Here is a 25,079-nt window from a genome sequence, read left to right as displayed (position 1 = left end):
CTCAGACGGCCGCGACCTCGGTGCGGGCCGAGTCGACGACCGCCTTGTACAGGCCGCCCTTCACCTCGGCGTGCACGGCCATGATCTTGGCGTCGGCGGCCATCTCGGGGCTCTGCACGACCGGCAGGTAGGCCTGGGGGCCGCTCCACCAGCCGATGTTGACGTAGGCGCCGGTCTCGCGGTTGGAGTGCACCAGCTGGTGACCGAGGAAGCCCTCGTGGCCCTTGACGAAGGAGAGGTGGCCGAGGAAGGAGCCCTCGAAGGCCTGCTGGTCGGCGCCCTCGCGCAGGGTGAACGTGGTGAGCGCGACGGCGGCGTCCGCGGACGGCACGGCGAGCGTGCCGAGCCCGTCGGCCGCGTTCTCGCCGGCCAGGACCGGGCCGTGCACGCTGGTGATGGCGGCGAGGTAGACGAAGCGGCTGCTGACGGCGGTGAAGAACTGCCAGTCGCCGACGACGGTGCGGTGCGCGTCCGCGTCCCGCCACCAGGTGAGGATGACGAAGTTGTCGGGCTCCTTGATGCCGCGCAGCAGCGCAGTACGCAGCAGACCGTCCTTGGCGGCGACGGCCTCCTTGTACTTGAGGTAGGCCTTCTCGAACTCGGCGCCCTTCGCCTTGTGCTTGTCCTTGAGGACGAAGTGGGCGACCGCGACGACGGGGCTGTTCTCGCTCATGGGGTGAACCTTTCGATTCTTCGGGTTCTTCGGGTTCTTCGGGCGGGTGGGTTAAGCGGTGACCGGCAGCTGCGCATAGGCGTGGACGTACTTGTCGAGGACCGTGCGGTAGTACTCCGGTCCGAAGCCGAGCCCGTACACCGGCGGCACGAGGCGGCAGAGCTTGTCGATGGAGACGGGCTGGGCGCCCGACGCCTCCACGTAGGACTTGTCGGCGCGGACGCCGAGCAGGTGCTCCATGTGCGTGACGACGTCCTCGATGCGCGGGGCGTGGCCCGACGCGACGTTGACGACGTCACGGGTGCGGCCGTCGACGAGCAGCGTGTGGACGATCTTGATGACGTCCTCGACGTCGATCAGGTCGCGCTGCGCGCCGCGGTAGACCTGGATGCTGCCGCCGACCAGCTGCCGCACCAGGGCGGGCAGCAGCTGGTGGGCCGGCTGGTTGAAGCCGACGACGTGCGACAGGCGCAGGATCAGGTACTCGACGTCCGAGGACTTGACGACCGCTTCGAGGGAGAGCTTGTGGCGGCCGTAGGGGGTCGCGGGGTAGACGGGGCCGTCCTCGCGGCCGGGCGAGGCGTCGGGCACCGAGTACATCCCGGCGGACGCGGTGGAGAAGAACACCAGGCGCTTGGCGGTCTTCTCGCAGTGCCGCAGCACCTCGTACAGGCGCTTGGACTCCCGGGTGTACTGCTCCGGCGGAATGTCACCGGCGGCCGATACCCCGGCGGCCAGCGCCACCACGTCGGGGTGGTGTTCGGCGATGCCTGCCAGGTGTCCGGCCAGGAAGCCCCTGCCGACTATCTCCATGGGGTGTGCCAACTCCTTGTGACGGGCGGCTCGTTCAGGCCGCGGCGGATGCGGCCCAGGCCGGGATCTCCAGGATTTCCAGGACGGCGGTGGTGATGGTGTAGCCCGCGCCGCCGCCGTAGAGCATCACGTGGTCGCCGGGCTTCAACTGGCCGGTCGTCAGCAGGTTTTCGAGGCCGGCGGCCCAGTCGCCCGCGCCGATGTGGCCGCTGCGGCGGGCGAACTCCCACGTGGTCTCGGACTCGTCGACGCCGAGCAGGTGGTGGATCTGGAAGGGGCCCTTGATCCGGCCGGTGGAGGGGATGATGACGTACGCGATGTCGTCCATCTCCAGGCCGGAGTCGTCGAGGACGGCCTGCTTGGCCTCCTGCATGACCTTGCCGAAGCGGATGTTGGTCATCGTCTCGTCGCTGACGGCCTTCTGGGCGTCGCCGCGTGCGGTGAGGTCGATCTGCCGCTCGGCGGCGCGCGAGACGGGGCCGAACTCCTCGTCGCCGCGGGCCATCGGCTCCAGGGAGTTGTCGGCGACGGTCGCGGTGGCCACCAGGCGCGCGAAGCCGCCTTCGGTGGAGAGGACCGTCGCGGTCGCGCCGTCGGCGTAGGCGTTGCCGTGCCGCAGCTGCCAGCGGTTGGCGCCGGGGCCGCCGAAGCGGTCGGCGGTGGTGAGCATGACCGCGCTGCCCTTGCCGTAGCCGGCGGTGAGGTGGGCGGCGGCCAGGTCGAGCCCGCTGATGCCGATGTTGCAGCGCTGCTGCACGTCGAGGCCGGGCACGGTGGCGCCGACGGTCCGCTTGGCGATGTAGGACGCGGCGGGCCAGATGTCGAGGCCCTGGAACCAGGTGCTGCCGTGCAGGAGCAGGGAGTACGCCGACTTGCCGAGGCCGGAGCGCTGGTGGGCGGTGCGGCCGGCGGCGACGGCCATGTCCGGCGGCGCGGTCCAGCCCTCGGCCTCGCTCTCGCGGGCGATCCGCACGGACTCGTACCCGAAGTCGTCGATCCACTCCTGGCCGCACTCCCCTGCCGCGACGGCCTCGGCCACCGGGACGGGCTCGGGCAGCCAGGTGCCGAGCGAGGCGACATAGATCTCGTTCCAACGCATCCAGCTACTCCCCTGTTCGGCGGTTCGGTCGGATCCTTCGGGCATACGGCATGCGCCCAAGGTCGCCACCGCCTCTCGAATCGGACTTGAGTGCGGCCGGGGAGCCTCCGGCCGAGGACGGCTCAAGTGGCATTCGAGCGGGGCGGGTCACGCTCTTGGGCATGACCGACGGGCGGTCCCCCAAAGGCCGCTCCCACCCCCATCGGAGACCCGCCGTGCGCATCCTGTTCACCGCCCATGCGGGCAAGTCGCATCTGCGTCTGCTGATCCCTCTGGCCCAGGCCGCCGTCCGGGCCGGGCACACCGTCGCCGTGGCCGACGACGAGTCCATGCGCGAGGAGAGCGTGAGCTACGGGCTCACGTTCTTCCCCGCCGGGTTCGACTGGGCCAAGGACCCCTTCTGCATCGAGGCGATCGCGCTCCCGCTCTTCCGGGGCGACCAGGAGGCGTACGAGGACGGGCTCGTGGAGTGTGTGCTCGGGCCGCCCGCCCTGGCCGCGGCCCGCGACATCCTGGCGATCGCCGCCGACTGGAAGCCCGATGTGATCGTCCGTGAGGGCGAGGAGATGGGCGGCCTGCTCGCCGCCGAATCGCTCGGCATCCCGCACATCGCGGTGGCCGGCGGCTCGACGCACCTGCTGCCGCCCGCTGTCACGCACGAGCCGCTGAACCGGCTGCGCGCCGAGCTGGGTCTGCCGCAGGACGCCGACGACAACTCCGTCTACCGGCACGGCCTGATCAGCTGGCTGCCCGCCGAGTGCACCGGCGACGACCTGGACCCGCGCACCCTGCGCCACTACCGCCAGACCGCGCCCTACCGCAGCGACGACAGGGCCCTGCCCTGGCTCGCCCACCTGCCCGACGACCGACCGGTCGTGTACGCCTCGATCGGCACGATGGCGCCGTCCATGCCGTGGAAGTCCGACGAGGTGCTGCACGCGGTGATCGAGGCCGTCTCCGGCCTGGAGTGCACCGCGCTCGTCTCGATCGGCGTGGGCCGCGACCCGGAGGAGTTCGGCGAGGTGCCGGGGCACGTGCGGCTGCTCACCGAGTGGGTGCCGCAGGACGTGCTGCTCGAAGCGGCGGACGTCTTCATCACGCACGGCGGCCACAGCAGCATCCGCGAGGGGCTGCGCAGCGGTACGCCGATGCTGGTGACGCCGATGTACGACGACCAGCCCAACTCCGCCGAGCACGTGGCCGATGTCGGCAGCGGCATCAACCTGCCGGCCTACTGGGTCACCGGCGAGACCGTCACCGAGGCGCTGGAGCGGCTGCTCACCGAGCCCTCCTTCCGGCTGCGCGCGTCGGCCGTGCGCCGCTCGGTGCTCGCCTGCCCGCCGGTGGAGCAGCTCGTCACCGACCTCGAAGCGCTGGTGGCCTCCGCCGCCCGTCCCTCCCGTACCGCCGGGACGACGTCGCCCGACGGGACCGCCGCGACCGTTCAGGAGAAGACATGCGTGTCCTAGTGACCGCTCTGGTCCCCAGCCACATCGTGCCGATGGTGCCGCTGACCTGGGCGCTGCGCGCGGCCGGGCACCAGGTGGTGGTGGCGGGCGACGCCGAGCTGGTGACGTTCGCGTCGGCGGCCGGCCTCGACACCCGGCTGGTCGGCGGCGGCGAGACCCGTCAGCGCCTGACCCGGCCCGGCGCCGTGGCGATGCCCGACCGGGCCGGCATGGACCGCCGCGCGGACTCGGAGTGGGACGCGGCCGGCGAGCGCTGGCGCACCCGGCTCGGCGGCTACATCGACGAGCTGGTGGAGCTCGGCCGCGACTGGGAGGCCGACCTGGTGATGACGGACCCGGTGGAGTTCGGCGGCCTGGTCGTCGCCGGCGCGCTGGGCGTGCCCGGCGTCATCCACCGCTGGGGCCCGGACGACTTCACCAGCCCGCTGCTGCGCCAGGCCAAGCTCCAACTCCACGACCTGTGCGTCGAGTTCGGTGCGGACGGTTTCCCCGATCCGGCGCTGATCATCGACCCGAGCCCGGCGTCGCTGCTGCCCGAGGGCGACAACACCCCCGGCCTGCTCTCGCGGTACGTGCCGTACTGCGGCACCGCCGAGCTGCCCGACTGGGCGGTCACCAGGCCCGAGCGGCCCCGGGCGCTGCTGTGCCTGGGCATGTGGCACGGGCGGGTGCTCGCCGAGACGGGCGAGCTGCCGCTGGGCTTCCGGCACGTCCTGGACGCCTGCACCGAGCAGGGGCTCGACGTGCTCTTCCCGATCGACGCGCAGTACCACGCGGCGCTCGCCGGGATCCCGTCCTCGGTCAAGGTGGTCGACCGCTTCCCGATCGGACCGGTGATGCGCCACACGGCCGTCGCCGTCCACCACGGCGGCAGCGGCACCAGCATGACCTCGTTCGCCTCGGCCGTCCCGCAGCTGGTGCTCCCCGGTGACAAGCCGTTCCTCCAGACCACCGGCCGGCTCGTCCAGGAGTCCGGTTCCGGGATCAGCCTCGCCACCGAGGCCGAGCAGCACGACCCCTCGCTCGTCCGGGAGGCCCTCGCCGGGCTCCTGGAGGACGAGCGCCACCGCAAGGCCGCGCAGGACGTTCGCGCGGAGATCGAATGCCTGCCAGGCCCCACGGAACTGGTCCACACCTTGGAAGGGCTGATCTGACATGCGCTCACTCACACAGGAAAGGGAACAGGTGCCACCCCCCATGGCAGAACAGCACGGCCCGCCCGCGGTCGTTTTCAAGGGTGTCGTCAAGGAGTACGGCAGTGTCCGTGCCGTCGACGGGATCGATCTGACGATCGGCCGCGGTGAGACGGTCGCCCTGCTCGGGCCCAACGGCGCCGGCAAGTCCACCACCATCAACATGCTCCTCGGGCTCTTCCCGCCGGACCAGGGAACCATCGAGGTCTTCGGCAAGAAGCCCGAACTCGCCATGCGGGCGGGGCACTTGGGCGCCATGCTCCAGGAGGGGAAGATGATTCCCCGGGTGTCGGTGCGCGAGCTGGTCGACTTCGTGCGCCAGACCTACCGCAAGCCGCTGCCGCTCCAGGAGATCCTGGACCTCGCCGAGCTCTCCAAGATCGCGAACCGGAACGTGGACCGCCTCTCCGGCGGTCAGGCCCAGCGGGTGCGCTTCGCCCTCGCGCTCGCCGGCGACCCGGACCTGGTCGTGCTCGACGAGCCGACCGCCGCCCTCGACGTCGAGTCGCGGCGCGAGCTGTGGGCCGCGATGCAGCGGTACGCCGAGCGCGGCAACACCGTCCTGTTCTCCACGCACTACCTCGAAGAGGCCGACGACAGCGCCGACCGCGTCGTCGTCATCGCCTCGGGCCGGGTGGTCGCGGACGGCACCACCTCGCAGATCAAGTCCATGATCGAGGGCCGCACGGTCAGCTTCGTGCCGCGCGGCAACCACAACGGCTTCGACCTGCTGCCGGGCGTCTCCTCCGTGGAGCACCGCGGCGGCCGGGTCCACCTGCGCACCAGCGACTCCGACTCCACGGTGCACGCCCTGTCGCGCGCCGACGCCTTCAGCGACCTGGAGGTCTCGGGCGTCGGCCTGGAGGAGGCCTTCATCGCGCTCACCCACCAGTCCCGCCACGCGGCCGCTCCGGAAGGACGGACCACCTGATGCTCGGTTACATCCGCCTCGAAATCCTGCGGCTCGTCCGCAACGGCGGCTACCTCATGATGAGCCTCATCATGCCGGTCGGCCTGTACGTCACCCTCGCGGGCGGCGGCCCCGACCAGGAGTCCCTGGTGCGGGCGATGGTGGGCGCCGCGGCGTTCGGCGCGCTCGGCGTGGTCATCACCAACGGCACCGGCATCGCCGAGGACCGGGCGCTCGGCTGGCTGCGCCAGCTGCGCCTCACCCCGCTGTCGCCGGTGCAGGTCGTCATCGCCCGTGGCGCCGTCGCCACCTGCCTCGGCATCCTGCCGATCGTCGTCATCGGCCTGATCGGCAAGTTCTACCGGGGCGTCGACCTGTCGCCCGGTACCTGGCTGGAGATCTTCCTGCTGCTGTGGGTCGGCATCGCCCCGCTCGCGATGCTCGGCATCGGCATCGGCTACCTCTTCAAGGCGCAGCTCGCCCAGATCGCCGGCACGGTCTCGTACCTGACGCTGACGCTGCTCGGCGGTCTGATGATGCCGACGGACACGCTGCCCAGCTGGTTGCAGCCGCTGTCGAAGGAGACCCCGGTCTACCGCTACGCCCAGCTCTCGTGGGACGCGGCGGCCAACTCCGCGCCGAGCGGCACCGGGCTCGGGGTGCTCGCCCTGTGGACGGCGCTGCTCGCGGCCTTCGCCGCCTTCGCCTACCGCAGGGGCGGCCGTCGCGCCTGATCCGTCAGCTCCACCGAAGTGCCCGCGGGGACTCCCCCCGCGGGCACTTTCGTGTTCGTAGCGGACGCGAGTCGCATTCGAGCGGGTGCCCCCACCCTTGCCCTGCCACTGACCGTACGCGATGGAGTGAGGCAACTGAATGCGCGTGTTGTTCGTGGGGCACGGCCCGGCCCATGTCCCCTGGATCATCCCGCTCGCCTGGGCCTGCCGCCTTGCGGGCCACGAGGTGCGGGTGGCGGTGCGGCCCCAGTGCGTGGCCCCCGTCACCCGGGCCGGTCTGGTGGCCGTGCCCGTCGGCGACGAGGCCGCGACCGCCGAGGTCGCGGCCCGCCAACTGGGCCTCGGTCCCGGCCGGTTGAAGGCGGCGTCCGCATCGGTCGCGGTGCTCGACGCCGATCTGAGCGAGGCACTGATCGAGAAGATGATCGCCGTCGCCGACACCCTCACCGACGACCTCGTCGACTTCGCGCGCTTGTGGCGCCCCGACATCGTGGTGCACGACACGGCAGCGGCGGCCGGCCTGGTGGCCGCCGCCGCGGTCAAGGTCCCCGCCGTCGGCCACACCTGGGGCGTCTCGCTCGGCGTGCACTGCGAGAGCGAGGCCGAGCTGCGCCCCTCGTACGCCGCGCTCTTCGAGCGGTTCGGCGTCGACCCGGTGGTCGGCCCCTCGGTGTGGATCGACCCGTGCCCGCCGGGGCTCCGCCCGCCGCACGGGGTGCGCCGCGCCAACATGCGCTACATCCCGTTCGCGGGCCCCGCAGCGCTGCCGGACTGGCTGCGCTCGGAGCGCCCCTCGGGCCGCCCGCTCGTGTGTGTCACCGGCGGTGTCACCACCTCCGCCCTCGACGAGGTCCGCGACCACGTGGTGCGCTCGCTGCTCGACCTGGACACCGACGTCGTCCTCGCCGTCACCCCCGAGCAGGCGGCCAACACCGGCCGACTCCCCGACGGCGTACGGATGGTGGAGTCCTTCCCGCTGGACGTGCTGCTCGCGCACTGCGACGCACTGGTCCACCACGGGGGCGTCGGCAGCGGCCTCATCGCCGTCACCCACGGCCTGCCGCAGCTGCTGCTGCCGCGCAACGCCTTCCAGGAGCACTGGTCCGATCTGGTGCGCGCCTCCGGCGCCGGCACCGCGCTGCCGGCCGACGCCGAGGAGGGCGCGGTGGGCACGGCCGTCCAGGACCTGCTGCGCCGCCCCTCCTACCGGGAGCGGTCCGAGGCGCTGCGGGCGGAGAACGACCGGATGCCCACCCCCGACCGGCTCGTGGGCTTCCTGGAGGAGTGCGTGAGAGCCGGCCGCACGGACGTTCCCACACCTGAGGAGACAGGAAGACGATGACCGTACTCCTTGAGCCCACGACGGGCACGAAGAGCCGCTTCGTGCGGGGCGAGACCATGCACGGCCTGTTCCAGGACGCGGCCCGCCGCTTTCCCGAGGCGGTCGCCGTACGCCACCGGGGCGCCGGCGTCTCCTACCGCGAGCTGGACGCCGCGTCCGACGCCTACGCGGCGCTCCTCCAGGCCCACGGCGTGCGGCGCGGGCATCTGGTGCCGGTGCTCATGGAGCGCGGCACCCCGCTGATCGCGGTGCTGCTCGCCCTGTTCAAGTGCGGGGCCGCCTATTCCTTCCTGGACGCCCGCTGGCCCGTCGACCGGCTCGAGGCAGTGATCGGCCAGCTGGGCGCGCCGCTCCTGGTGACCACCAGGGACGGCGCGTGGTCCGTGCCCGTGTGGGCGCCGCCCGCCGAGGAGTTGGCGCTGACCGCGGCGCGCGGGCTGACCCCCGCGCCGGTCGCGGTGCGCGGCTCCGACGCCTGCTCGGTGTTCTTCACCTCGGGCTCCACCGGCATCCCCAAGGGCGTGGTGTCGAGCCACGAGAACGTGGTGCGCCTCTTCGACGGCGCGTTCTACGCGGAGCTGGGTCCCGGCACCGTGATGCCGCAGACCGCTCCGCCGACCTGGGACGGCTTCGCCCTGGACTGCTGGAGCATGCTCCTGACCGGCGGGCGCACCGTGCTGCTCGACGAGACGGTCCTCGTGCCGCGCACCCTGCGGGCGTTGATCGCCGAGGAGGGCGTGAACGCCGCGTTCATGACGACGCAGCTGTTCAACATGCTGGTCACCACCGACGTGGGCGCGTTCGCCGGGATGAAGTGGCTGTCCATCGGCGGCGAGCGGGCCGCCCCGCCACGGGTGCGCGCCTTCCTCGCCGAGCACCCCGGGATCCCGCTGCTCAACGTGTACGGGCCCGTCGAGTGCGGGGCCGTGGTCACCGGGCACGTGGTGCGCGCCGAGGACTGCGACGACCCGGCCGGCATCCCGCTCGGCCGCGCGCTCGCCCACACCGATGTGTACGTCCTGGACGGTACCCGGGTGTGCGCGCCGGGCGAGACCGGCGAGCTGTGCCTGGGCGGTCCGGGCCTGGCGCTCGGCTACCTCGGCAACCCGGCGCTGACCCGGGAGGTCTTCGTCGAGGTCGAGATCGACGGGCGGCTCCAACGCCTCTACCGGACGGGCGACTTGGGCAACCGGTCGGCCGAGGGCGTGTTCCACTACACCGGGCGCGGCGACCGCCAGATCAAGATCCGGGGCCACCGGATCGAGCCCGCCGAGGTGGAGCGGACCGTGGAGCGGGTGGCCACGGTGACCGGTGCCGCGGTCGTGCCGGTGCCCAAGCCGGACGGCTCGTACCACGGGCTCGCGCTGTTCTACACGCGCGCCGCCGCGGGGGCCGGCCCGGACGAGCTGCGCCGGCGCCTCGCCGAGCTGCTGCCGGAGTATCTGGTGCCCCGCAGGATCCAGCTCGTCGACCGGTTCCCGCAGCTCGCCAACGGCAAGGTCGACCGGCGTGATCTCGCCGCGCGGGTCCGCCCCGAGCGGGAGCACCCGGCCGGGCCCGCCGAGTCGTTCGAGGGCACCGCGGCGCTGGTCGCCGACGGGTTCCGGACGGTGCTCGACACCGACCGGGTGCCGGGCGACGTCTCGTTCTTCGAGCTCGGCGGCAGCTCCCTGGAGGCGGCCCGGCTGTGCCAGCACCTGGACGCGGTGCTCGGCGCGGCCGTGCAGCCCTCGCAGATCTTCCGCACCCCGACGGTGCGCCGGCTCGCCGCGTGGCTGGACGCCACGGCCCGCTCGGCCGAGGCGGCCGACGCCCCGGTGCCGGGGCTCGAACCCGGCGAGATCCTGCTGCCGCCCGAGCAGTCCGGCTTCCTGTTCGCCGCCGCCCACGACAAGGACGGGCTCGGCGGGCTCTGCCGGATGACGTGGTGGATCGAGGGGCCGCTCGACCTCGACGCGCTGACCCGCGCGGTCGGTGACGTGCACCTGCGCCACCAGGCCCTGCACGCACGGTATTTGATCCGCAACAACGAGATCGGGTACGCGGTGGTGCCGGAGCGCCCGGCCGACGCCGAGATGATCCGGCTCGCCGACGCCCCCGACGAGCGGGCCGCGGCCACCGCCTGGCTGGCCGCCGCCCTCACCCCGCTGCGGGTGCGCGACGCCCGGGTGTGGCGGTGCGCCGCCGTACGCGCGGACGAGACCGGGCGCACCCTGTTCGGCCTGGTCGCCCACCACGCGGCGTTCGACGGGGCGTCCGAGACGGTCCTCGCCGCGGACCTCTCGCTCGCCTACACCGCCCGGCTCGCGGGCCGCGCCCCCGCCTTCCCGGCGCCGGCCGCGACGCTCGCCGAGGTCTCCGCCGACCACCGCAGGGTGATGGCGCGGGTCGACCTGGCGGCGCAGGCCGAGTACTGGGAGGACCACCTGGAGCTCCAGGAACCCCTGGAGCTGCCGGGCCGCGCCGACAACGACCTCAACGCGGGCCCCGGCTACTCCCCCACGCTGACCGTGACCCACACCGAGCTGGCCCGCTGGGACGAGCGGGCCCGCGAGCTCGGCACCACCCGCTTCGCGCTGCTGGCCGCCCAATTCGGCCTGGTGCTGCGGGAGTTGACGGGCCAGGACGACATCGCCGTCAAGGTGCCGGTGGCCCGCAGGGGCAGCGAGGTGCTCGCCTCCGCCGTCACCTGCCGGGTGGACCTGCTGTTCCTGCGTTTCTGGCCGCCGCACAAGGACAGCGGCGCCGGGCTCTTGGAGCAGGCCGCCGCCCATGTCGACGAGGCGCTGGCCGCCCAGGAGACGGGCGGCGCCCAGCTCGCCCGCACGGTGGTCCTCACCGGCGGCGGCGAGTCGCTGCGCCCGATGCCGAGCTTCCTGATGCAGGACGATCCGGACCCGCGGCTGGAACTGCCGCTCTGCACGGCCGAGTTGTCGCGGATCGGCGCGCCCACCATGTTCACCGAGCTGGAGCTCGACGTCCGCATCACCCCGGACGGCGCCCTGATCACCGCGTCGGTACGCACCGACCGGATCCCGGCCGAGATCGCGGACCGGGTGGTGACCGACTACACCGGCCGACTGCGCCGCGGCCCCGCCGCGCGGGCCGAAGCCCCCGCCGCACCCCTCACCTCCAAGGACACCTCATGCGTGTACTGATCCTGAGCAGCCCCGAGTCCACCCACTTCACCTGCATGGTGCCGCTGGCCTGGGCGCTGCGCGGCGCCGGGCACGAGGTCCTGGTCGCCGGGCAGCCCGACATCATCCCGATGGCCCGTTCGGCGGGCCTCAACACCGTCACCGTGGGCCGGCAGTTCTTCGGCAAGGACCTGCTGAGCCCGCCGCTGCCGCCCGACAAGCGGCCCATCGAGATCGTGGGCCCGCTCACCCCGAAGATGACCATGATCGGCTCCCGGGTGTGGGTGCTCCACACCCGGTACATGGCGCCCCAGTACCTCGAAGTCGCCGAGGCGTTCAAGCCGGACCTGGTGATCTCGGAGATCTTCGACTGGGTGGCCTGCCTCGTCGGCGGTGTCCACAACATCCCGGTGGTCTCGCACCGCTGGGGCGTCGACCCGATGAGCCACCTGATGCGGGCCACCGCCGAGGACCTGCTCCAGGGCACCTGTGAGCGGCTCGGCATCGAGGGCGGCCTGCCCGAGCCCGATCTGCTGCTCGACCCGGCGCCGCCGCAGCTCCTGGTGAAGGGCGCGCCGGCCGGCGCGCCGATCCGGCACATCCCGTTCAACGGCACCGGTTCCGTGCCGGGTTGGCTGCGTCACCGGGGCGACAAGCCGCGGGTCTGCGTGACCATGGGCCGCCAGACCATCTCGCTCGGCGGGCTGCCGATGTTCCGGGGCATCGTCGAGGCCTTCGGCGACCTGCCGGAGACCGACGCGGTGATGACGGTGCAGGAGGAGTTCGTCGACGAGCTCGGCACCATCCCGTCGAACGTCACCATCATCCCGCCGACCCCGCTCAACGGCTTCCTCGACAAGACGGACGCGGTCGTCACCCACGGCGGCGCCAACACCCTGCTCGCCGTGGCGAGTTTCGGTGTGCCGCAGCTGATCATGCCGCAGCTGGTCGACCAGTTCGAGGGCGGCGATCTGCTGGCCGCCGCCGACGCCGGTCTCACCCTGCGCACCGCCGAGGCGCAGAACGACCCGGCCCAGGTGGCCGGGGCCGTGCGCACCCTGCTCGCCGAGGAGCGGTTCGCCAAGGGCGCCGGCGTCCTCGCCGACACCATGGCCGCCATGCCGAGCCCTGCCGCCGTCGTCCGTGACCTGGAGAACCTCCGATGCGCGCACTGATCATCAGCACCCCCGTCGACACCCACTTCCTGCCCATGCTGCCGCTGGTCCGCGCGCTCACCGACGCGGGCCACGAGGTGCTCGTCGCGGGGCAGCCCGACGTGACCGGGCCGGCCGCGGCCGCGGGCCTCGCGACCGCCACGTTCGGCGAGGCCTTCCACTACAGCGACCTGCGCCGGGGCCGGCGCCCCGAGGGCCTGCGCCCCATCGAGGTGGTGGGCCGCCCGCCCGCCCAGCAGATCGACGGCGCCGCCCAGATGTGGCGCAACCACGCCCCGTACTTCCTGTACGACTACCTGGAGCTGGCCCGCGAGTGGCGGGCCGACCTGGTCATCAGCGACCACATGGAGTTCGCGGGGCCCGTCGTCGCCGAGGTGCTCGGCGTACCGAGCGTCTGGCACCGCTGGGGCACGGCGCCCACCAGCACGTTCATGCTCGGCCTCACCCGGATGTGGCTCGGCCCGCTGTGCGAGCGCCTCGGCCTCGACTCCGTACCGGAGCCGGACCTGATCCTCGACCCGGCGCCGCCCGCCCTCGCGAGCACCGAGGCGCCGCCCGCCCGTCCGGTCCGCCCCGAGCCGCACACCGGCACCGGCACGCCCTGGACGTACGCGGCCGGGCCCGGCCGCCGGGTCGCGGTGGCGCTCGGGGGCTACACCCTCGACCTGGACGGCGCCCCGCTGCTGCGCCGGGTCCTCGACGCCCTGGCCGCCACCGGTGGTGTGGAAGCGGTCGTCTCCGCCGCGCCCGGCCACCGGGCGGCGATCGGCGCGCTGCCCGAGGGCATGACGTACACCGAGGAGACCGCGCCCGGACTGCTCTTCCCCGGCGCCGATCTCGTGATCCACCACGGCGGGCCGGGCTCCACGCTCGCCGCGGCCGCGCTCGGCGTCCCCCAGCTGGTGCTCCCGCAGCTCGACGAGACGTTCCTGGCGGGTGACAAGGTCGCCGCGGCGGGCGCCGGAATCACTCTGGACAGCGCCGAACTCCAGAACAGCGATGCCGAACTCGCCGCCGCGATAAGCGAGTTGCTTACCGCCCCGGCCTTCCGTGCCGCCGCCGGACGGCTGCGCGACGAGGTGCGCGCCATGCCGAGCGCCGCCGACACGGTCCCCCTGCTCGAACAGCTGACGACACGTCAGGAGGTACTGGCGTGAGCACCGACGTGACCGCCGAAACCGCCGCGGACGACGCGGCCCCCCAGGACCCGGCCAAGGAGAAGAAGCCCAATCCGCACGGCATGAGCGACATCCAGGTCCTGGTCTTCATCGTCTGCGCGATGGCCACCATGACGCTGGCCCTGCTCGACGGCTCGATCATCTCCTCGGCCGTCCTGCCCATCGTGCGCGACCTCGACCCGGCCCACGGGATCGACCGCTTCCCCTGGCTGATCACCGCGTACCTGCTCGCCGCGACCGCGGCGCAGCCGCTGTACGGCAGGCTCAGCGACAGCTTCGGGCCGCGCCGCGTCTACCTCGGCGCGCTCGGCACGTTCCTCGCGGGCTCCGCGCTGTGCGCCACCGCCCACTCCCTCACCCAGCTGATCGTCTTCCGCGCCGTCCAGGGGCTCGGCGGCGGCGGCCTGATGAGCATGACGCTCATCGTGATCGCCACCCTGTACCCGCCCAAGTCCCGGGCGGGACGCTCCAACGCGGGCGGCGCGCTCATCGCGGCCGGCATCATCGCCGGGCCCATGATCGGCGGGCCGCTCAGCGAGAACCTGTCGTGGCGCTGGATCTTCCTGCTCAACGTGCCGCTCGCGGGCCTCGCGCTCGCCGGCGTGGCCTGGGCGCTGCGGCTCCCGGTGAAGGGCACCCGGCAGAAGGTCGACGTCCTCGGCTCGGTGCTCATCGCCGCCGCCACCTGCGCGCTGCTGCTCGGCGTGAAGGCGTACGGCGAGCACGACTCGTTCTCCGGTCCCGTCCTGCCCTACTTCTACGGCGGCTTCCTGATGGCCGGCGGCTTCGTGGCCCGGCAGCTGAAGGCGGCCGACCCGCTGATGCCGCTCACCCTGTTCAAGGACAAGGTGTTCAGGCCCGCCGCGGTCCTGCAGTTCGTGGGCGGCTTCGCGCTGCTCTCGCTGCCGGTGTTCCTCATCAACTACCTGAACATCGTGCGGGGCGTCTCGCTCGACGCGGTCGGTCTGCATCTGATCCCGCTCGCCGTCGGCGTGGTCCTGGTCTTCCTCGGCTGGGGCAAGATCATCACCCGTACCGGCAAGTGCAAGGCGGTCCTGGTGGCCACCACGGCGACGGCGACCGCCGCGGTCGGCGGGCTCGGCCTCACCGTGACCGACGCGCCCGTCTGGCAGCTCGACCTGCTGCTCCTGCTGCTCGGCGTGGGCCTCGGCGGCGTCACCCAGATCGCCCTGTTCATGACCCAGTCGGCGGCCACCCCCGACCAGTTGGGCGTGGTCACCACCACCTCGCGGTTCGCCACGATGCTCGGCACCACCATCGGCGGCACCGTGCTCGGCGCGGTGCTCAGCGCCCGCTTCGCCTCGGCCGCCGGCGCCTCCGGCATCAAGGACCCGGACGCCGCGGCGGCCCAGCTCGCCGGACTCGACGCCGTCCGCCGCCACCTGGTGACCGACGCCTTCGCGCACGCCACGTCCACGCTGCTCCTGACGGCCGCGGGACTCCTGCTGTTCGCCCTGGTCACCGCCCTGCTCATGAAGGACGTCGACGTGAACGCACTCGCCGACGCCACCACCGCGGAGGGCTCCGACGCCGCCGCCCCCGAACCCGCCGAAGAGGCCGCCCCACAGTCCGAGGAGGACGACGACGATGCGCGTACTGATGCTGAGCACCCCCTTCCCCACCCACTTCACCCCCATGGTGCCGCTGGCCTGGGCGCTGAGGGGAGCGGGCCACGAGGTGATGGTCGCCGCGCAGCCTGACGTCACCGACGCGGCCCGCGCCGCCGGAATCTCGGCCGTCGACATCGGCGACCGCTTCCACGGCCTGGACGTACTCCAGCGCCATCTCCCGCCCGGTGTACGCCCGTTGGAACTGATGGGCCCGACCCCGCCGGAGAAGATGGCGGGCGCCACCAAGCTGTGGGAGACCCACGCCCGCTATCTGGTCAGCTCCTACCTGGAGTTCGCCCGCGAGTGGGGGCCCGACCTCATCGTCTCCGAGCAGATGGAGCTGGCCGGGCAGCTCGTGGCCGGCGTGCTCGGCATCCCCTCCGTGCAGCACCGCTGGGGCGTCGACCCGCTGAGCGGCCCCTCGCGCGCGTCGGCCCGCAACTTCCTGTACGGGACCGCCGAGCGCCTCGGCCTCCACGGACTGCCCGATCCGACCCTCCTGCTCGACCCGTGCCCGCCGGCCCTTCGCCACCCGAGCGCGGCACCGGGCGCGCCCATCGGTTACGTCCCCTTCAACGGCACCGGCACCGTGCCCGACTGGCTGCACCGGCCGGCCGCGGAGGGTGTGCGCCGGGTCGTGGTGTGCCTGGGCCGCCAGACCCTGGTCCTCAACGGGACCGGCCTGTACCGCTCGATCATCGCGGCCTTCGACGGCCTGGAGGACGTCGAGGCGGTGGTGACGGCCGACGCCGCCTTCCACGAGGGCTTCGGTGCGGTGCCGGACAACGTCCGGGTGGTCGAGCCGGTCCCGCTCAACCTGTTCCTGCGCGACTGCGACGCCGTCATCCACCACGGTGGCGCCAACACGACCCTGACGTCGTGCTCGTTCGGCCTGCCGCAGGTGGTGCTTCCGCAGATCGTCGACCAGTTCGCGTCGGCGGAGCTGCTCGCCGCGGCCGGCGCCGCCCGGGTGCTCGGGGAGGCGGCCCCGCAGAACGACCCCGGCCAGGTGCGCGAGGCGATCCGGGACGTCCTGGACGATCCGCGGTACATGAAGTGTGCGCAGGAGCTGCGGGCCGACATGGCGGAGATGCCGAGCCCGGCGCGGGTCGTCGAGGACCTGGAACGCCTCGCCGCGTAGCGCCGCCGCCGCACCGAGGGGCCCCGCCGAATGCGGCGGGGCCCCTCGCTGTTCACCCCGCGCCCCTGGGTGGGTTGCCCTTGGCAGGGTGCCGATCCCAGGCACCCCCGCTCTCGTCTGCGGACCGTGCCCGCGTCTCGCGCAGTTCCCCGCGCCCCTATCGGGGCTGCCCTTGGCGGGGTGCCGATCCCAGGCACCCCCGCTCTCGTCTGCGGACCGTGCCCGCGTCTCGCGCAGTTCCCCGCGCCCCTATCGGGGCTGCCCTTGGCAGGGTGCCGATCCCCAGCGTCCTCAGCCCGTCCGGCGTTTGAGGACGAGCGCCCTCAAGGCGCGAACGGGGTCTGGGGCGGAGCCCCAGCAACCCCGGTCTTCGTCTGCGGACCGTGCTGGGGCACCCGCGCAGTTCCCCGCGCCCCCAAGATACGTAGGGCACCCGGCGCATGCGGGAGGGGCCCGGCGACCGGGGTGGTCGGCGGGCCCCTCCGGGGTGCGGCGAGGAAGGTCAGCCGCGGCGCTTCTTCAGGGCGTCGCCGCCGAACTTCACGACGAGGCAGACGACGACGGTGACGGCGAGACCGATGATGAGGTGGCTCATGGTGGTGTCCTCCAAAGGACGTGTAGGGGTGGGGGGTTGGGTGGTGCGGCGGAAACTTGGGGTGGCGATCAGGCGTGCGCGGCGGTGCGCTGCGCGGCGAGGACCGCCCACAGCGCGCCCGGGGTCGCGAAGGTCGCGCCCGTGAGCTTGTCCTCGGGGATCTCCACGTCGTACTGGTCCTCCAGGCGGACCAGGAGCTCGATGGTGGCCATCGAGTCCAGGCCGACGGCCTTGAGGTCGAGCGCGGGGTCCAGCGGGGCGGTGACCCGGGGCAGGACCGAGGTCAGCAGCTCGGTGAAGCCGGCGTCCCACGCGACGTCAGTGGTGGTCATGGCTCAATCTCCTTACGGGGTTGACGACTCGGGGAGTCGGTCACTTCTGTGCGCGGCGCAGGCGCTGCTTGTCGGTCTTGCCGTTCGGGGTGAGCGGGAGCGCGTCGAGCAGATGGCAGGCGGCGGGGATCTTGGCGGCCTCCAGGCGCTCGGTGAGCTGCGCGAGCACCTCGTCGGGCGTCAGATCGGTGACGGCGTACAGCGTGAGGTCGTGGCCCTCGGCCGGGGCCAGGGCGGCGGCGGCCGTGACGCCCTCGATGTCGAGCGCGGCCGTCTCGATCTCCAGGGTGCCCATGCGGACGCCCTTGCGCTTGAACAGGTCGTCTCGGCGGCCCTCGAAGTAGAGGTGTCCGTCGGCGTCGAGGTGTCCGTAGTCGCCGGTGTGCAGGGTGGTCTCGCCGGTGACGGGGTCGGGGCGGAACCGCAGCGCGGTCTGCTCCGGGGCCTGCCAGTAGCCGGTCATGATGTGCGGTCCGCGGACGCAGATCTCGCCGACGGTGCCGGGCGGCAGGAGCCGTCCGTCGTCGTCCAGGATCAGCACCTCGGTGCCGTCCAGGGCTCGGCCGACCGAGCCGGGGCGGGCGATGTCGCCGTCGGGTTCGAGGACAGTGATGCGCTTGCACTCGGTGGTGCCGAACATCGGGGAGACCCGGGCGTGCGGGAAGGCCGCGCGCAGCTGGGCGATGACGGGCCCGGTGAGGGCCGCGCCGGTGTTGGTGAACAGCCGCACCGGGGGCGCCTCGCGGCGGTCCCGCTTCGCGAGCGTGAGCAGCATCTCGCCGAGCGAGGGCACCAGCGGAACGACGGTGACCCGGTGCTCGTGCAGGGTGCCCAGGAGGCGTACGTGCCGGTCCGGCGAGGTGAGCAGTACCTGGGCGCCGGCGATGACGGAGAGCAGGATCTGGTAGAGCCCGTAGTCGAAGGAGACCGGCACCGCGACGAGGACGACGTCGTCCTCGCGGTAGTCCAGGCGGGCCTGGATGGCGCGGGCGGCGAAGACGATGGGGGCGTGGGTGCTGACCACGGCCTTGGGCGCGGAGGTCGAGCCCGAGGTGTAGATGAGCAGACCGAGGTCGTCGGGGGCGACGGGCGTCTCGTCGGGCGCGGCGGGCGCGGCGTCGTACAGCGCCTCGGCGCCGCGGCGCACCGCGTCGAGCTCGAAGACCGGGCTGTCGGTCAACTCCCGCAGGACCGCGGTGTCGTCGGTGTCCTGTCCGATCACGAGGACCGGGTCGCAGTCCGGGACGACGGTGTTCAGGTGGAAGCGCTTCATCGCCGGGTTGACCGGCACGAACGCGATGCCGCGGCGCAGCGCGCCGAACATCAGGGCGGTGAATTCGCGGGTGTTGCCGACGCGGACGAGGATCCGGTCCGCGTGCCCCACACCCTGGGCGGTGAGCCAGTCGGCGTACGCCCGTGACCAGGCGTCCAGTTCCGCGTAGGTCCACACGCCGGAGGCGTCGCGCACCGCGGGGGCGTCGGGACGGGTGGCCACGGCCGCGGCGAGCAGCCCGTGGACGGTGTCGGTGCCGGTGCCGGTGTCCGCGGCAACCAGCGTCTGAGTCGTCATCCAGCAACCTCGTGGTCATCGGAGCGGAAGTCGGTCACCCTGAGCGTGGCGGGGTTGCCTCGACCCCGGATCGAGCGGCGGTGGACGCCGGCCCCCGGGGCCGGGTTCCGTGGAGCCTCCCTCGGATCTCGCTCGAATCCATCACAACGGGCCGTACTCGTGCGGCACTTGAGCCGTGCTGGAGCGATCGGGGCCTGCGCGGGGCTCAAGTCCGGTGCGAGGAGGTCGCCCCATGGTGTCGCCGGGCAGCAAGCCCCCATGGTGACGACCCCGCCGCGACTCGGTCCGACGGGGAAGGAGGCAGCGCTAAATGAACGCGGATTCCCGGCAGACCGGCAGCCAGGGTGCGGACGGCTCGGCAGGTGAGCAGCCGCTGGACTTCGGTGTCTTCTTCTTCGCCGCGGTCGGCGACCGGGCTCAGGAGACCTACCGTCTGATGCTCGACGCGGCCCGCCGCGCCGACGAGCTCGGCTTCGGTTTCGTATCGACGCCCGAGCGCCACTTCCACCGGTTCGGCGGAGCCTTCCCGAACCCCGCGGTGACCTCGGCGGCGATCGCCGCGGTGACCAGCCGCATCCAGATCCGGGCCGGCAGCGTCGTGACGCCGCTGCACCCGGCCGCCCGCATCGTCGAGGACTTCGCGATGGTGGACGGCATATCGGGCGGCCGGGTCGCGATCTCGGTGGGCTCGGGCTGGAACGTCAACGACTTCGTGATCGCGCCGGACAAGTACGAGACCCGGCGCGAGCAGATGATCAAGGATGTCGGTGACATCAGGACCGCCTGGCGCACCGGGCACTGGACCGGCCCGAACCCGCTGGGTGTCGAGACCACGTTGCCCGTCTTCCCGCGTCCGGTCCAGGACGAGCTGTCGGTGTGGGTGACCGCGTCGCGCAGCGAGGGCACGTTCCGCGAGGCGGGCCGGCTGGGCTGCAACATCCTGACCCACCTGGAGAACCAGGACGTCGAGTCGCTCGGCGACAAGATCGCCCTGTACCGGACGGCGCGCGCCGAGGCCGGCTGGGAGGGCCCCGGCACGATCACCGTGATGATGCACACCTATGTCGCCGACGACGCCGACGAGGCCCGCCGGGTCGGCGGCGGCAGCCTGCGCGACTATCTGCTCTCCGCCATCGACCTGGAGGCCCTCGCGGTCGAGGCCGGCGGCCGGATGAGCGGCAACAAGCAGGGCCGCGAGGTGCTGTCCGCGGTGAAGGCGCAGCGCAAGCTCGCCGAGCTCGGACTCAACCGCTACCTGTCCGGCAACTCGCTGATCGGCTCGGTCGAGGAGTGCACCGAGACGGCGCGCCGGGTGCGGGCGGCCGGCGTCGACGAGATCGCCTGCCTGGTGGACTTCGTCGCCGACCCGGAGCTCGTGCTCGCCTCCCTCGCGCGCCTCGCCGCGGTGCGCCGCGAGGCGGCCGCGGCGGCCGAGCCCGCCCTCGTCGCCTGACACCGGCCGGGCGGCACCGCCGCCCGGTGCCCAGACTTGACCACGAGCAACTCCCTTCTTATCCCAGGAGGTTGTCCATGCCGACGATCCTCGCCGTCTCCGGCAGTCCGTCGCCGGTCTCCAGCACCCACCAGGTCCTCACCCTCGCCGCGGAACGGCTCGCGGCCCGCGGGCACCGGGTGGAGTCGCTCGCCGTGCGCACCCTGCCCGCGGCCGAACTCCTGCGGGCCGACCTCAGCAACCCCCGGCTCGCCGACGCGGCGGCCCTGTTCGCGGCGGCCGACGCCGTGGTCCTGGCCACCCCGGTCTACAAGGCGGGCTGCTCGGGGCTGCTCAAGTCCTTCCTCGACGTCCTTCCGCAGTTCGGCCTCGCGGGCAAGGTGGTGCTGCCGCTGGCCACCGGCGGCTCGCTCGCCCATGTGCTCGCCCTCGACTACGGGCTGCGCCCGGTGCTGATGTCGATGAAGCCCCGGGCCATCTCGGAGAGCTTCTTCGTGCACGCGGGCGGCATCCGCAAGGGCCCGTGCGGTTTCGCCGGCCTGGAGCCCGAGACCGAGGCCCTGCTGCACGAGGCCACCGACACCTTCGCCGACCTGGTGGAGAGCCTCACCGAGAGCACCGCCGACGGCGTCACCGGGGCCACCGCCCCGGCCGTCCGGCTGGTGTCCGCCGCCTGACCCGCGGCCACGGGACCATCCCGCGCTCCTCAACATCCCCTATTCATGTGCCTGTTGATGTGTCGAACACGACGTAACCACCACAGAAGAGGACCCCATGAAGGCTCTGGTTCTGAGCGGCGGTACGGGAAGCCGACTGCGCCCGTTCAGCTACTCCATGCCCAAGCAGCTCATCCCGATCGCCAACAAGCCCGTCCTTGAGCGGGTGCTCGACAACATCCGTGACCTCGGTGTCACCGAGATCGGCATCATCGTCGGCAACCACGTCGAGGAGATCGCCGAGGCGCTCGGCGACGGGTCCCGGCTCGGCGTCGAGATCACGTACATCCCGCAGGAGAGCCCCAAGGGCCTCGCCCAGTGCGTGCAGCTCGCCCAGGACTTCCTCGGCGACGACGACTTCGTGATGTACCTCGGCGACAACATGCTGCCCGACGGCATCGCCGAGGCGGCCGCCGAGTTCCACGCGCTGCGCCCCGCCGCGCAGGTGCTCGTCGCCCAGGTCGAGGACCCGCGCGCCTTCGGCGTCGCCGAGGTCGACGCGACCGGTGTGGTGGAGCGGCTCGTCGAGAAGCCCCCGGTGCCGCGCTCCAACCTGGCGCTCATCGGCGTCTACTTCTTCACCCCGGCCATCCACGAGGCCGTCGACTCGATCGTGCCGAGCGCGCGCGGCGAGCTGGAGATCACCGACGCCATCCAGTGGCTGGTGACCAGCGGCGCGACCGTCCGGGCCCAGGAGTACTCCGGGTACTGGAAGGACACCGGCCGCGTCGAGGACGTCCTGGAGTGCAACCAGATGCTCCTCGACGGCATCACGCGCCGTGTGGAGGGCGACGTCGACGACCAGAGCGTGCTGATCGGCGCGGTCGTCGTGGAGCCCGGCGCGAAGATCACCCGGTCGTTCGTGGAGGGCCCCGTCGTGATCGGCGCGGGCACCGTCCTGGAGGACAGCCACGTCGGACCGCACACGTCCATCGGCCGGGACTGCGTCCTGTCCGGCACCCATCTCGACTACTCGATCGCCCTCGACGGTGCGACGATCTCCGCGGTGCGGGGCCTGCACGGCTCCCTGCTCGGCAGGGGCGCCGCGGTCACGGGCATCGACCTGGCCAGCCGCCACCACCGTCTGGTGGTCGGCGACCACACCCGCGTGGAGGTCGCGGCATGACGAACACCGGCACCCAGCAGGACGGCACGGAGCAGAGCGGTACGGAGAAGGACGGCATGAACAAGATCCTGGTCACCGGCGGCGCCGGCTTCATCGGCTCGCACTACGTGCGCACGCTCCTCGCGGGCGGCTACGAGGGGTACGAGAACGCCGAGGTGACCGTCCTCGACAAGCTCACCTACGCCGGCAACCGGGAGAACCTGCCGGCCGAGGACCCACGGCTGACCTTCGTCGAGGGCGACATCTGCGACCTTCCGCTGCTCCTGGAGCTGTTTCCGGGCCACGACGCGGTCGTCCACTTCGCGGCGGAGTCCCACGTGGACCGCTCCCTGGAGTCGGCCGCCGAGTTCATCGCCACCAACGTCGGCGGCACCCAGAACGTGATGGAGGCCGCGCTGCGCTCCGGGGTGCGCCGCGTGGTGCACGTCTCCACCGACGAGGTGTACGGCTCCATCGACGAGGGCTCCTGGACCGAGGAGTGGCCGCTCCTTCCCAACTCCCCGTACGCCGCGTCCAAGGCCGGCTCGGACCTCATCACCCGCGCCTACTGGCGCACCCACGGCCTGAACGTGTCGATCACCCGCTGCTCCAACAACTACGGGCCCTACCAGCACCCCGAGAAGCTCATCCCGCGCTTCGTGACCAACCTGCTCGAAGGCGAGACGGTCCCGCTGTACGGCGAGGGCGCCAACATCCGCGAGTGGCTGCACGTCGACGACCACTGCCGCGCCATCCAGCTGGTGCTCACCCGGGGCCGCGCGGGAGAGATCTACAACGTGGGTGGCGGAAACGAGCAGACCAACCGCCAGATCACCGAGCGCCTCCTGGAGCTGACCGGCAACGACTGGTCGAAGGTGGTCCGGGTCGCCGACCGCAAGGGCCACGACCTGCGGTACTCGCTGAGCGAGGCGAAGATCGCCGAGGAGCTCGGCTACGCGCCGCGGATCTCCTTCGAGGACGGCCTCGCCGAGACCGCCGCCTGGTACCGCGACAACCCGGGCTGGTGGAAGGCGGTCAAGCACGCGCCGCAGGAGGGTCAGAAGTGACACTGCTCAACGAGACGGCGCCCGCACCCCAGGTGCTGGTCGTGGGCGCCGGGCCGGTCGGGCTGAGCGCCGCCCACGAGCTGGCCCGGCACGGCGTCCGGGTCCGGCTCGTGGACGCGGCGGCCGGCCCCGCCACCACCAGCCGGGCGCTCGCCACGCACGCCCGCACCCTTGAGACGTACGACCAGATGGGCATCCTGGACGAGCTGCTGCCGCGCGGCCAGCGGGTGGAGCACTTCACGCTGCACCAGAACGGCCGCCGCCTGATCCGCTTCGACACCGACTACAGCCGGCTGCCCACCCGCTTCCCGTTCACGCTGATGGTCGACCAGGTCATCACCGAGGAGGTGCTGCGCACCGCGGCGGCCCGCCGGGGCGTGGAGGTCGAATGGGGCGTGCGCCTCACCGAGTTCGAGGACCTCGGCGCCGACGGCGTACGGGCCTCCCTCGTCCACACCGACGGCACGGCCGAGACCGTGACGGCCGACTGGCTGGTCGGCACCGACGGCGGCCACAGCACCATCCGCAAGCAGCTCGGCCTCAAGCTGGAGGGCGAGTCGAGCGAGACGTGGCTGATCGCGGACGCGACCGTCCACTGCGACCTGCCGAAGGACAGCATCCACTGGATGCGCACGCCCACCGGCACCGTGATGATGGTGCCGTTCCCCGAGCCCGGCAAGTGGCGCCTGCTCGACACCGCGGAGACGTCCTACGGCGGCGACGACGCGATGGTGGCCCGGCGCTTCTCGGCGAAGATCGCCACGGGTACGGGCAAGCCGGCCGTGGTCGAATCGCCCTCCTGGGTCTCGGTGTTCACCATCCAGCAGCGGATGATCGCCCAGATGCGCCACGGCCGGGTGCTGCTCGCCGGCGACGCCGCCCACGTCCACAGCCCGGCCTCCGGGCAGGGCATGAACACCGGTGTCCAGGACGCGGTCAACCTGTCCTGGAAGCTCGCCGCGGTGCTGCGCGGCGAGGCCCCGGAGTCGCTCATGAACAGCTACAGCGACGAACGGGTGCCGGTGGGAGCGGAGTTGCTGCGCACCACCAAGATGGCGACGATGCTGGTCCAGCTCAAGAGCCGCAGGGCGGCGGCCGCGCTGCGCGCCGCGTTCACGGTGCTGCGCTCGCTGCCCCCGGTCAAGGGCCGCATCCAGCGCAAGATCATGGGCGGCATGTCGGCGCTCGGCCTCGGCTACGCGGCCGGCCCCCTGGCCCACGCCTCCGCCCCGTCACCCGGGGTGCGCCCCGGCGAGCGGGTCGCCCGGGTCACCGCACCGCTCCTGGCGACCAGCCCCGGCTGGCAGGAGATGGTCGCCGAACTCCAGCGGCCCGAATGGCTGTTGCTCACCTTCGGCGCCGCGCCCGAGGACCACTTCGGCCCCTCGGTACGCGTCCGCACGGTCAACGCCTCCGGCCCGGACGCCCTGTCCGACCCGGCGGGCCATCTGTCCACCGCCCTGGGCGCCCCCGAGGGCACCTGGCTCCTGATCCGCCCCGACGGCTACCTGTCCGCGAGGGGCACAGCAAAGGAGTCCCCGTCGACCGCACTCGCCTCCCTGGGCCTCAGCCCCGCCCCTTCCCCCCAACTGACCCACTGACCCAACGCCTTGGGCCCGCCCCCGGATCACTCCGGAAGCGGGCCCAAACGGCTGGGCACGCAGGGTGCCCTACGTTGTTCTGGGGACGCGGGCGGCCTTGGCACGCCGGGTTCCCTACCTAGTCTTGGGGGCGCGGGGAACTGCG

The 25,079-nt window shown here is 72.5% G+C and carries 20 protein-coding genes; 15 read left to right on the top strand and 5 right to left on the bottom strand.

Annotated elements, in window-relative coordinates:
* Position 1: 1 nt before the first annotated feature.
* The 3 genes from OOJ98_RS04410 to OOJ98_RS04400 are packed head-to-tail and all read right to left on the bottom strand — an operon-like array spanning position 2 to position 2,585.
* Complete coding sequence (locus OOJ98_RS04410; protein WP_267053280.1) at positions 2–673, bottom strand: antibiotic biosynthesis monooxygenase; 672 nt, start codon at positions 671–673, stop codon at positions 2–4.
* A gap of 51 nt (positions 674–724) precedes the next feature.
* Entirely contained in the window at positions 725–1,486 is a 762-nt protein-coding gene (locus tag OOJ98_RS04405; protein ID WP_267053279.1) for an NAD(P)-dependent oxidoreductase, read from the bottom strand.
* A 34-nt stretch (positions 1,487–1,520) separates the two neighbouring features.
* Positions 1,521–2,585, bottom strand: coding sequence for a ketoacyl-ACP synthase III family protein (locus OOJ98_RS04400; protein WP_267053278.1), 1,065 nt, complete (start codon positions 2,583–2,585; stop codon positions 1,521–1,523).
* Positions 2,586–2,800: 215 nt separating this feature from the next.
* Here OOJ98_RS04400 and OOJ98_RS04395 point away from each other — a divergent pair, with 215 nt between their 5' ends.
* From OOJ98_RS04395 to OOJ98_RS04350, 10 genes are all read left to right on the top strand, one after another.
* Complete coding sequence (locus tag OOJ98_RS04395) at positions 2,801–4,054, top strand: glycosyltransferase (RefSeq protein WP_267053277.1); 1,254 nt, start codon at positions 2,801–2,803, stop codon at positions 4,052–4,054.
* A complete protein-coding gene (locus tag OOJ98_RS04390; protein WP_267053276.1) occupies positions 4,042–5,208 on the top strand; it encodes a nucleotide disphospho-sugar-binding domain-containing protein in 1,167 nt (388 codons plus the stop codon). Before OOJ98_RS04395 ends, OOJ98_RS04390 begins: the two co-directional genes overlap by 13 nt.
* A 43-nt stretch (positions 5,209–5,251) precedes the next feature.
* A complete protein-coding gene (locus tag OOJ98_RS04385; protein ID WP_267053275.1) occupies positions 5,252–6,178 on the top strand; it encodes an ABC transporter ATP-binding protein in 927 nt (308 codons plus the stop codon).
* A complete protein-coding gene (locus OOJ98_RS04380) occupies positions 6,178–6,891 on the top strand; it encodes an ABC transporter permease (protein ID WP_161254873.1) in 714 nt (237 codons plus the stop codon). Before OOJ98_RS04385 ends, OOJ98_RS04380 begins: the two co-directional genes overlap by 1 nt.
* A gap of 139 nt (positions 6,892–7,030) precedes the next feature.
* Positions 7,031–8,233, top strand: a complete 1,203-nt coding sequence (locus OOJ98_RS04375; protein ID WP_267053274.1) for a nucleotide disphospho-sugar-binding domain-containing protein — start codon at positions 7,031–7,033, stop codon at positions 8,231–8,233.
* Positions 8,230–11,391 carry an AMP-binding protein gene (locus OOJ98_RS04370; RefSeq protein WP_267053273.1) on the top strand — a complete coding sequence of 1,054 codons (3,162 nt, stop codon included), beginning with the start codon at positions 8,230–8,232 and terminating at the stop codon, positions 11,389–11,391. Before OOJ98_RS04375 ends, OOJ98_RS04370 begins: the two co-directional genes overlap by 4 nt.
* The gene (locus OOJ98_RS04365; RefSeq protein WP_267053272.1) at positions 11,379–12,545 is read left to right on the top strand and encodes a nucleotide disphospho-sugar-binding domain-containing protein; all 1,167 of its coding nucleotides are present in this window, start codon (positions 11,379–11,381) and stop codon (positions 12,543–12,545) included. Before OOJ98_RS04370 ends, OOJ98_RS04365 begins: the two co-directional genes overlap by 13 nt.
* Positions 12,533–13,702, top strand: a complete 1,170-nt coding sequence (locus tag OOJ98_RS04360; protein ID WP_267053271.1) for a glycosyltransferase — start codon at positions 12,533–12,535, stop codon at positions 13,700–13,702. Before OOJ98_RS04365 ends, OOJ98_RS04360 begins: the two co-directional genes overlap by 13 nt.
* Entirely contained in the window at positions 13,699–15,444 is a 1,746-nt protein-coding gene (locus OOJ98_RS04355) for an MFS transporter (RefSeq protein ID WP_267053270.1), read from the top strand. The genes OOJ98_RS04360 and OOJ98_RS04355 overlap by 4 nt, the downstream gene beginning before the upstream one ends.
* Positions 15,332–16,495, top strand: coding sequence for a nucleotide disphospho-sugar-binding domain-containing protein (locus OOJ98_RS04350; RefSeq protein ID WP_267053269.1), 1,164 nt, complete (start codon positions 15,332–15,334; stop codon positions 16,493–16,495). Before OOJ98_RS04355 ends, OOJ98_RS04350 begins: the two co-directional genes overlap by 113 nt.
* A gap of 663 nt (positions 16,496–17,158) precedes the next feature.
* Here OOJ98_RS04350 and OOJ98_RS04345 read toward each other — a convergent pair.
* A complete protein-coding gene (locus OOJ98_RS04345; RefSeq protein WP_267053268.1) occupies positions 17,159–17,422 on the bottom strand; it encodes a phosphopantetheine-binding protein in 264 nt (87 codons plus the stop codon).
* Positions 17,423–17,462: 40 nt separating this feature from the next.
* Positions 17,463–18,992: a class I adenylate-forming enzyme family protein gene (locus tag OOJ98_RS04340; RefSeq protein WP_267053267.1), complete on the bottom strand. Its 1,530-nt coding sequence runs from the start codon at positions 18,990–18,992 to the stop codon at positions 17,463–17,465.
* A 310-nt stretch (positions 18,993–19,302) separates the two neighbouring features.
* On the opposite strand from OOJ98_RS04340, the gene OOJ98_RS04335 reads away from it, so the two are divergent.
* The 5 genes from OOJ98_RS04335 to OOJ98_RS04315 all read left to right on the top strand — a co-directional run bounded on the left by OOJ98_RS04335 (position 19,303) and on the right by OOJ98_RS04315 (position 24,934).
* Positions 19,303–20,445, top strand: coding sequence for a MupA/Atu3671 family FMN-dependent luciferase-like monooxygenase (locus OOJ98_RS04335; protein WP_267053266.1), 1,143 nt, complete (start codon positions 19,303–19,305; stop codon positions 20,443–20,445).
* Between the two features lie 77 nt (positions 20,446–20,522).
* Entirely contained in the window at positions 20,523–21,122 is a 600-nt protein-coding gene (gene ssuE / locus OOJ98_RS04330; protein WP_267053265.1) for an NADPH-dependent FMN reductase, read from the top strand.
* A gap of 97 nt (positions 21,123–21,219) precedes the next feature.
* Positions 21,220–22,287: a glucose-1-phosphate thymidylyltransferase gene (locus OOJ98_RS04325; RefSeq protein WP_267053264.1), complete on the top strand. Its 1,068-nt coding sequence runs from the start codon at positions 21,220–21,222 to the stop codon at positions 22,285–22,287.
* Between the two features lie 56 nt (positions 22,288–22,343).
* Positions 22,344–23,333 carry a dTDP-glucose 4,6-dehydratase gene (gene rfbB / locus OOJ98_RS04320; protein WP_267055508.1) on the top strand — a complete coding sequence of 330 codons (990 nt, stop codon included), beginning with the start codon at positions 22,344–22,346 and terminating at the stop codon, positions 23,331–23,333.
* Positions 23,330–24,934 (top strand): FAD-dependent oxidoreductase, encoded by a 1,605-nt coding sequence (locus tag OOJ98_RS04315; protein WP_267053263.1) that lies wholly within the window; start codon positions 23,330–23,332, stop codon positions 24,932–24,934. Before rfbB ends, OOJ98_RS04315 begins: the two co-directional genes overlap by 4 nt.
* Positions 24,935–25,079 lie beyond the last annotated feature (145 nt).

This window comes from Streptomyces sp. NBC_00083 (assembly GCF_026343295.1).
Classification (GTDB): domain Bacteria; phylum Actinomycetota; class Actinomycetes; order Streptomycetales; family Streptomycetaceae; genus Streptomyces.
Note: the sequence above shows the minus strand (reverse complement) of the source record. Positions and strands in the feature narration are given on the sequence as shown.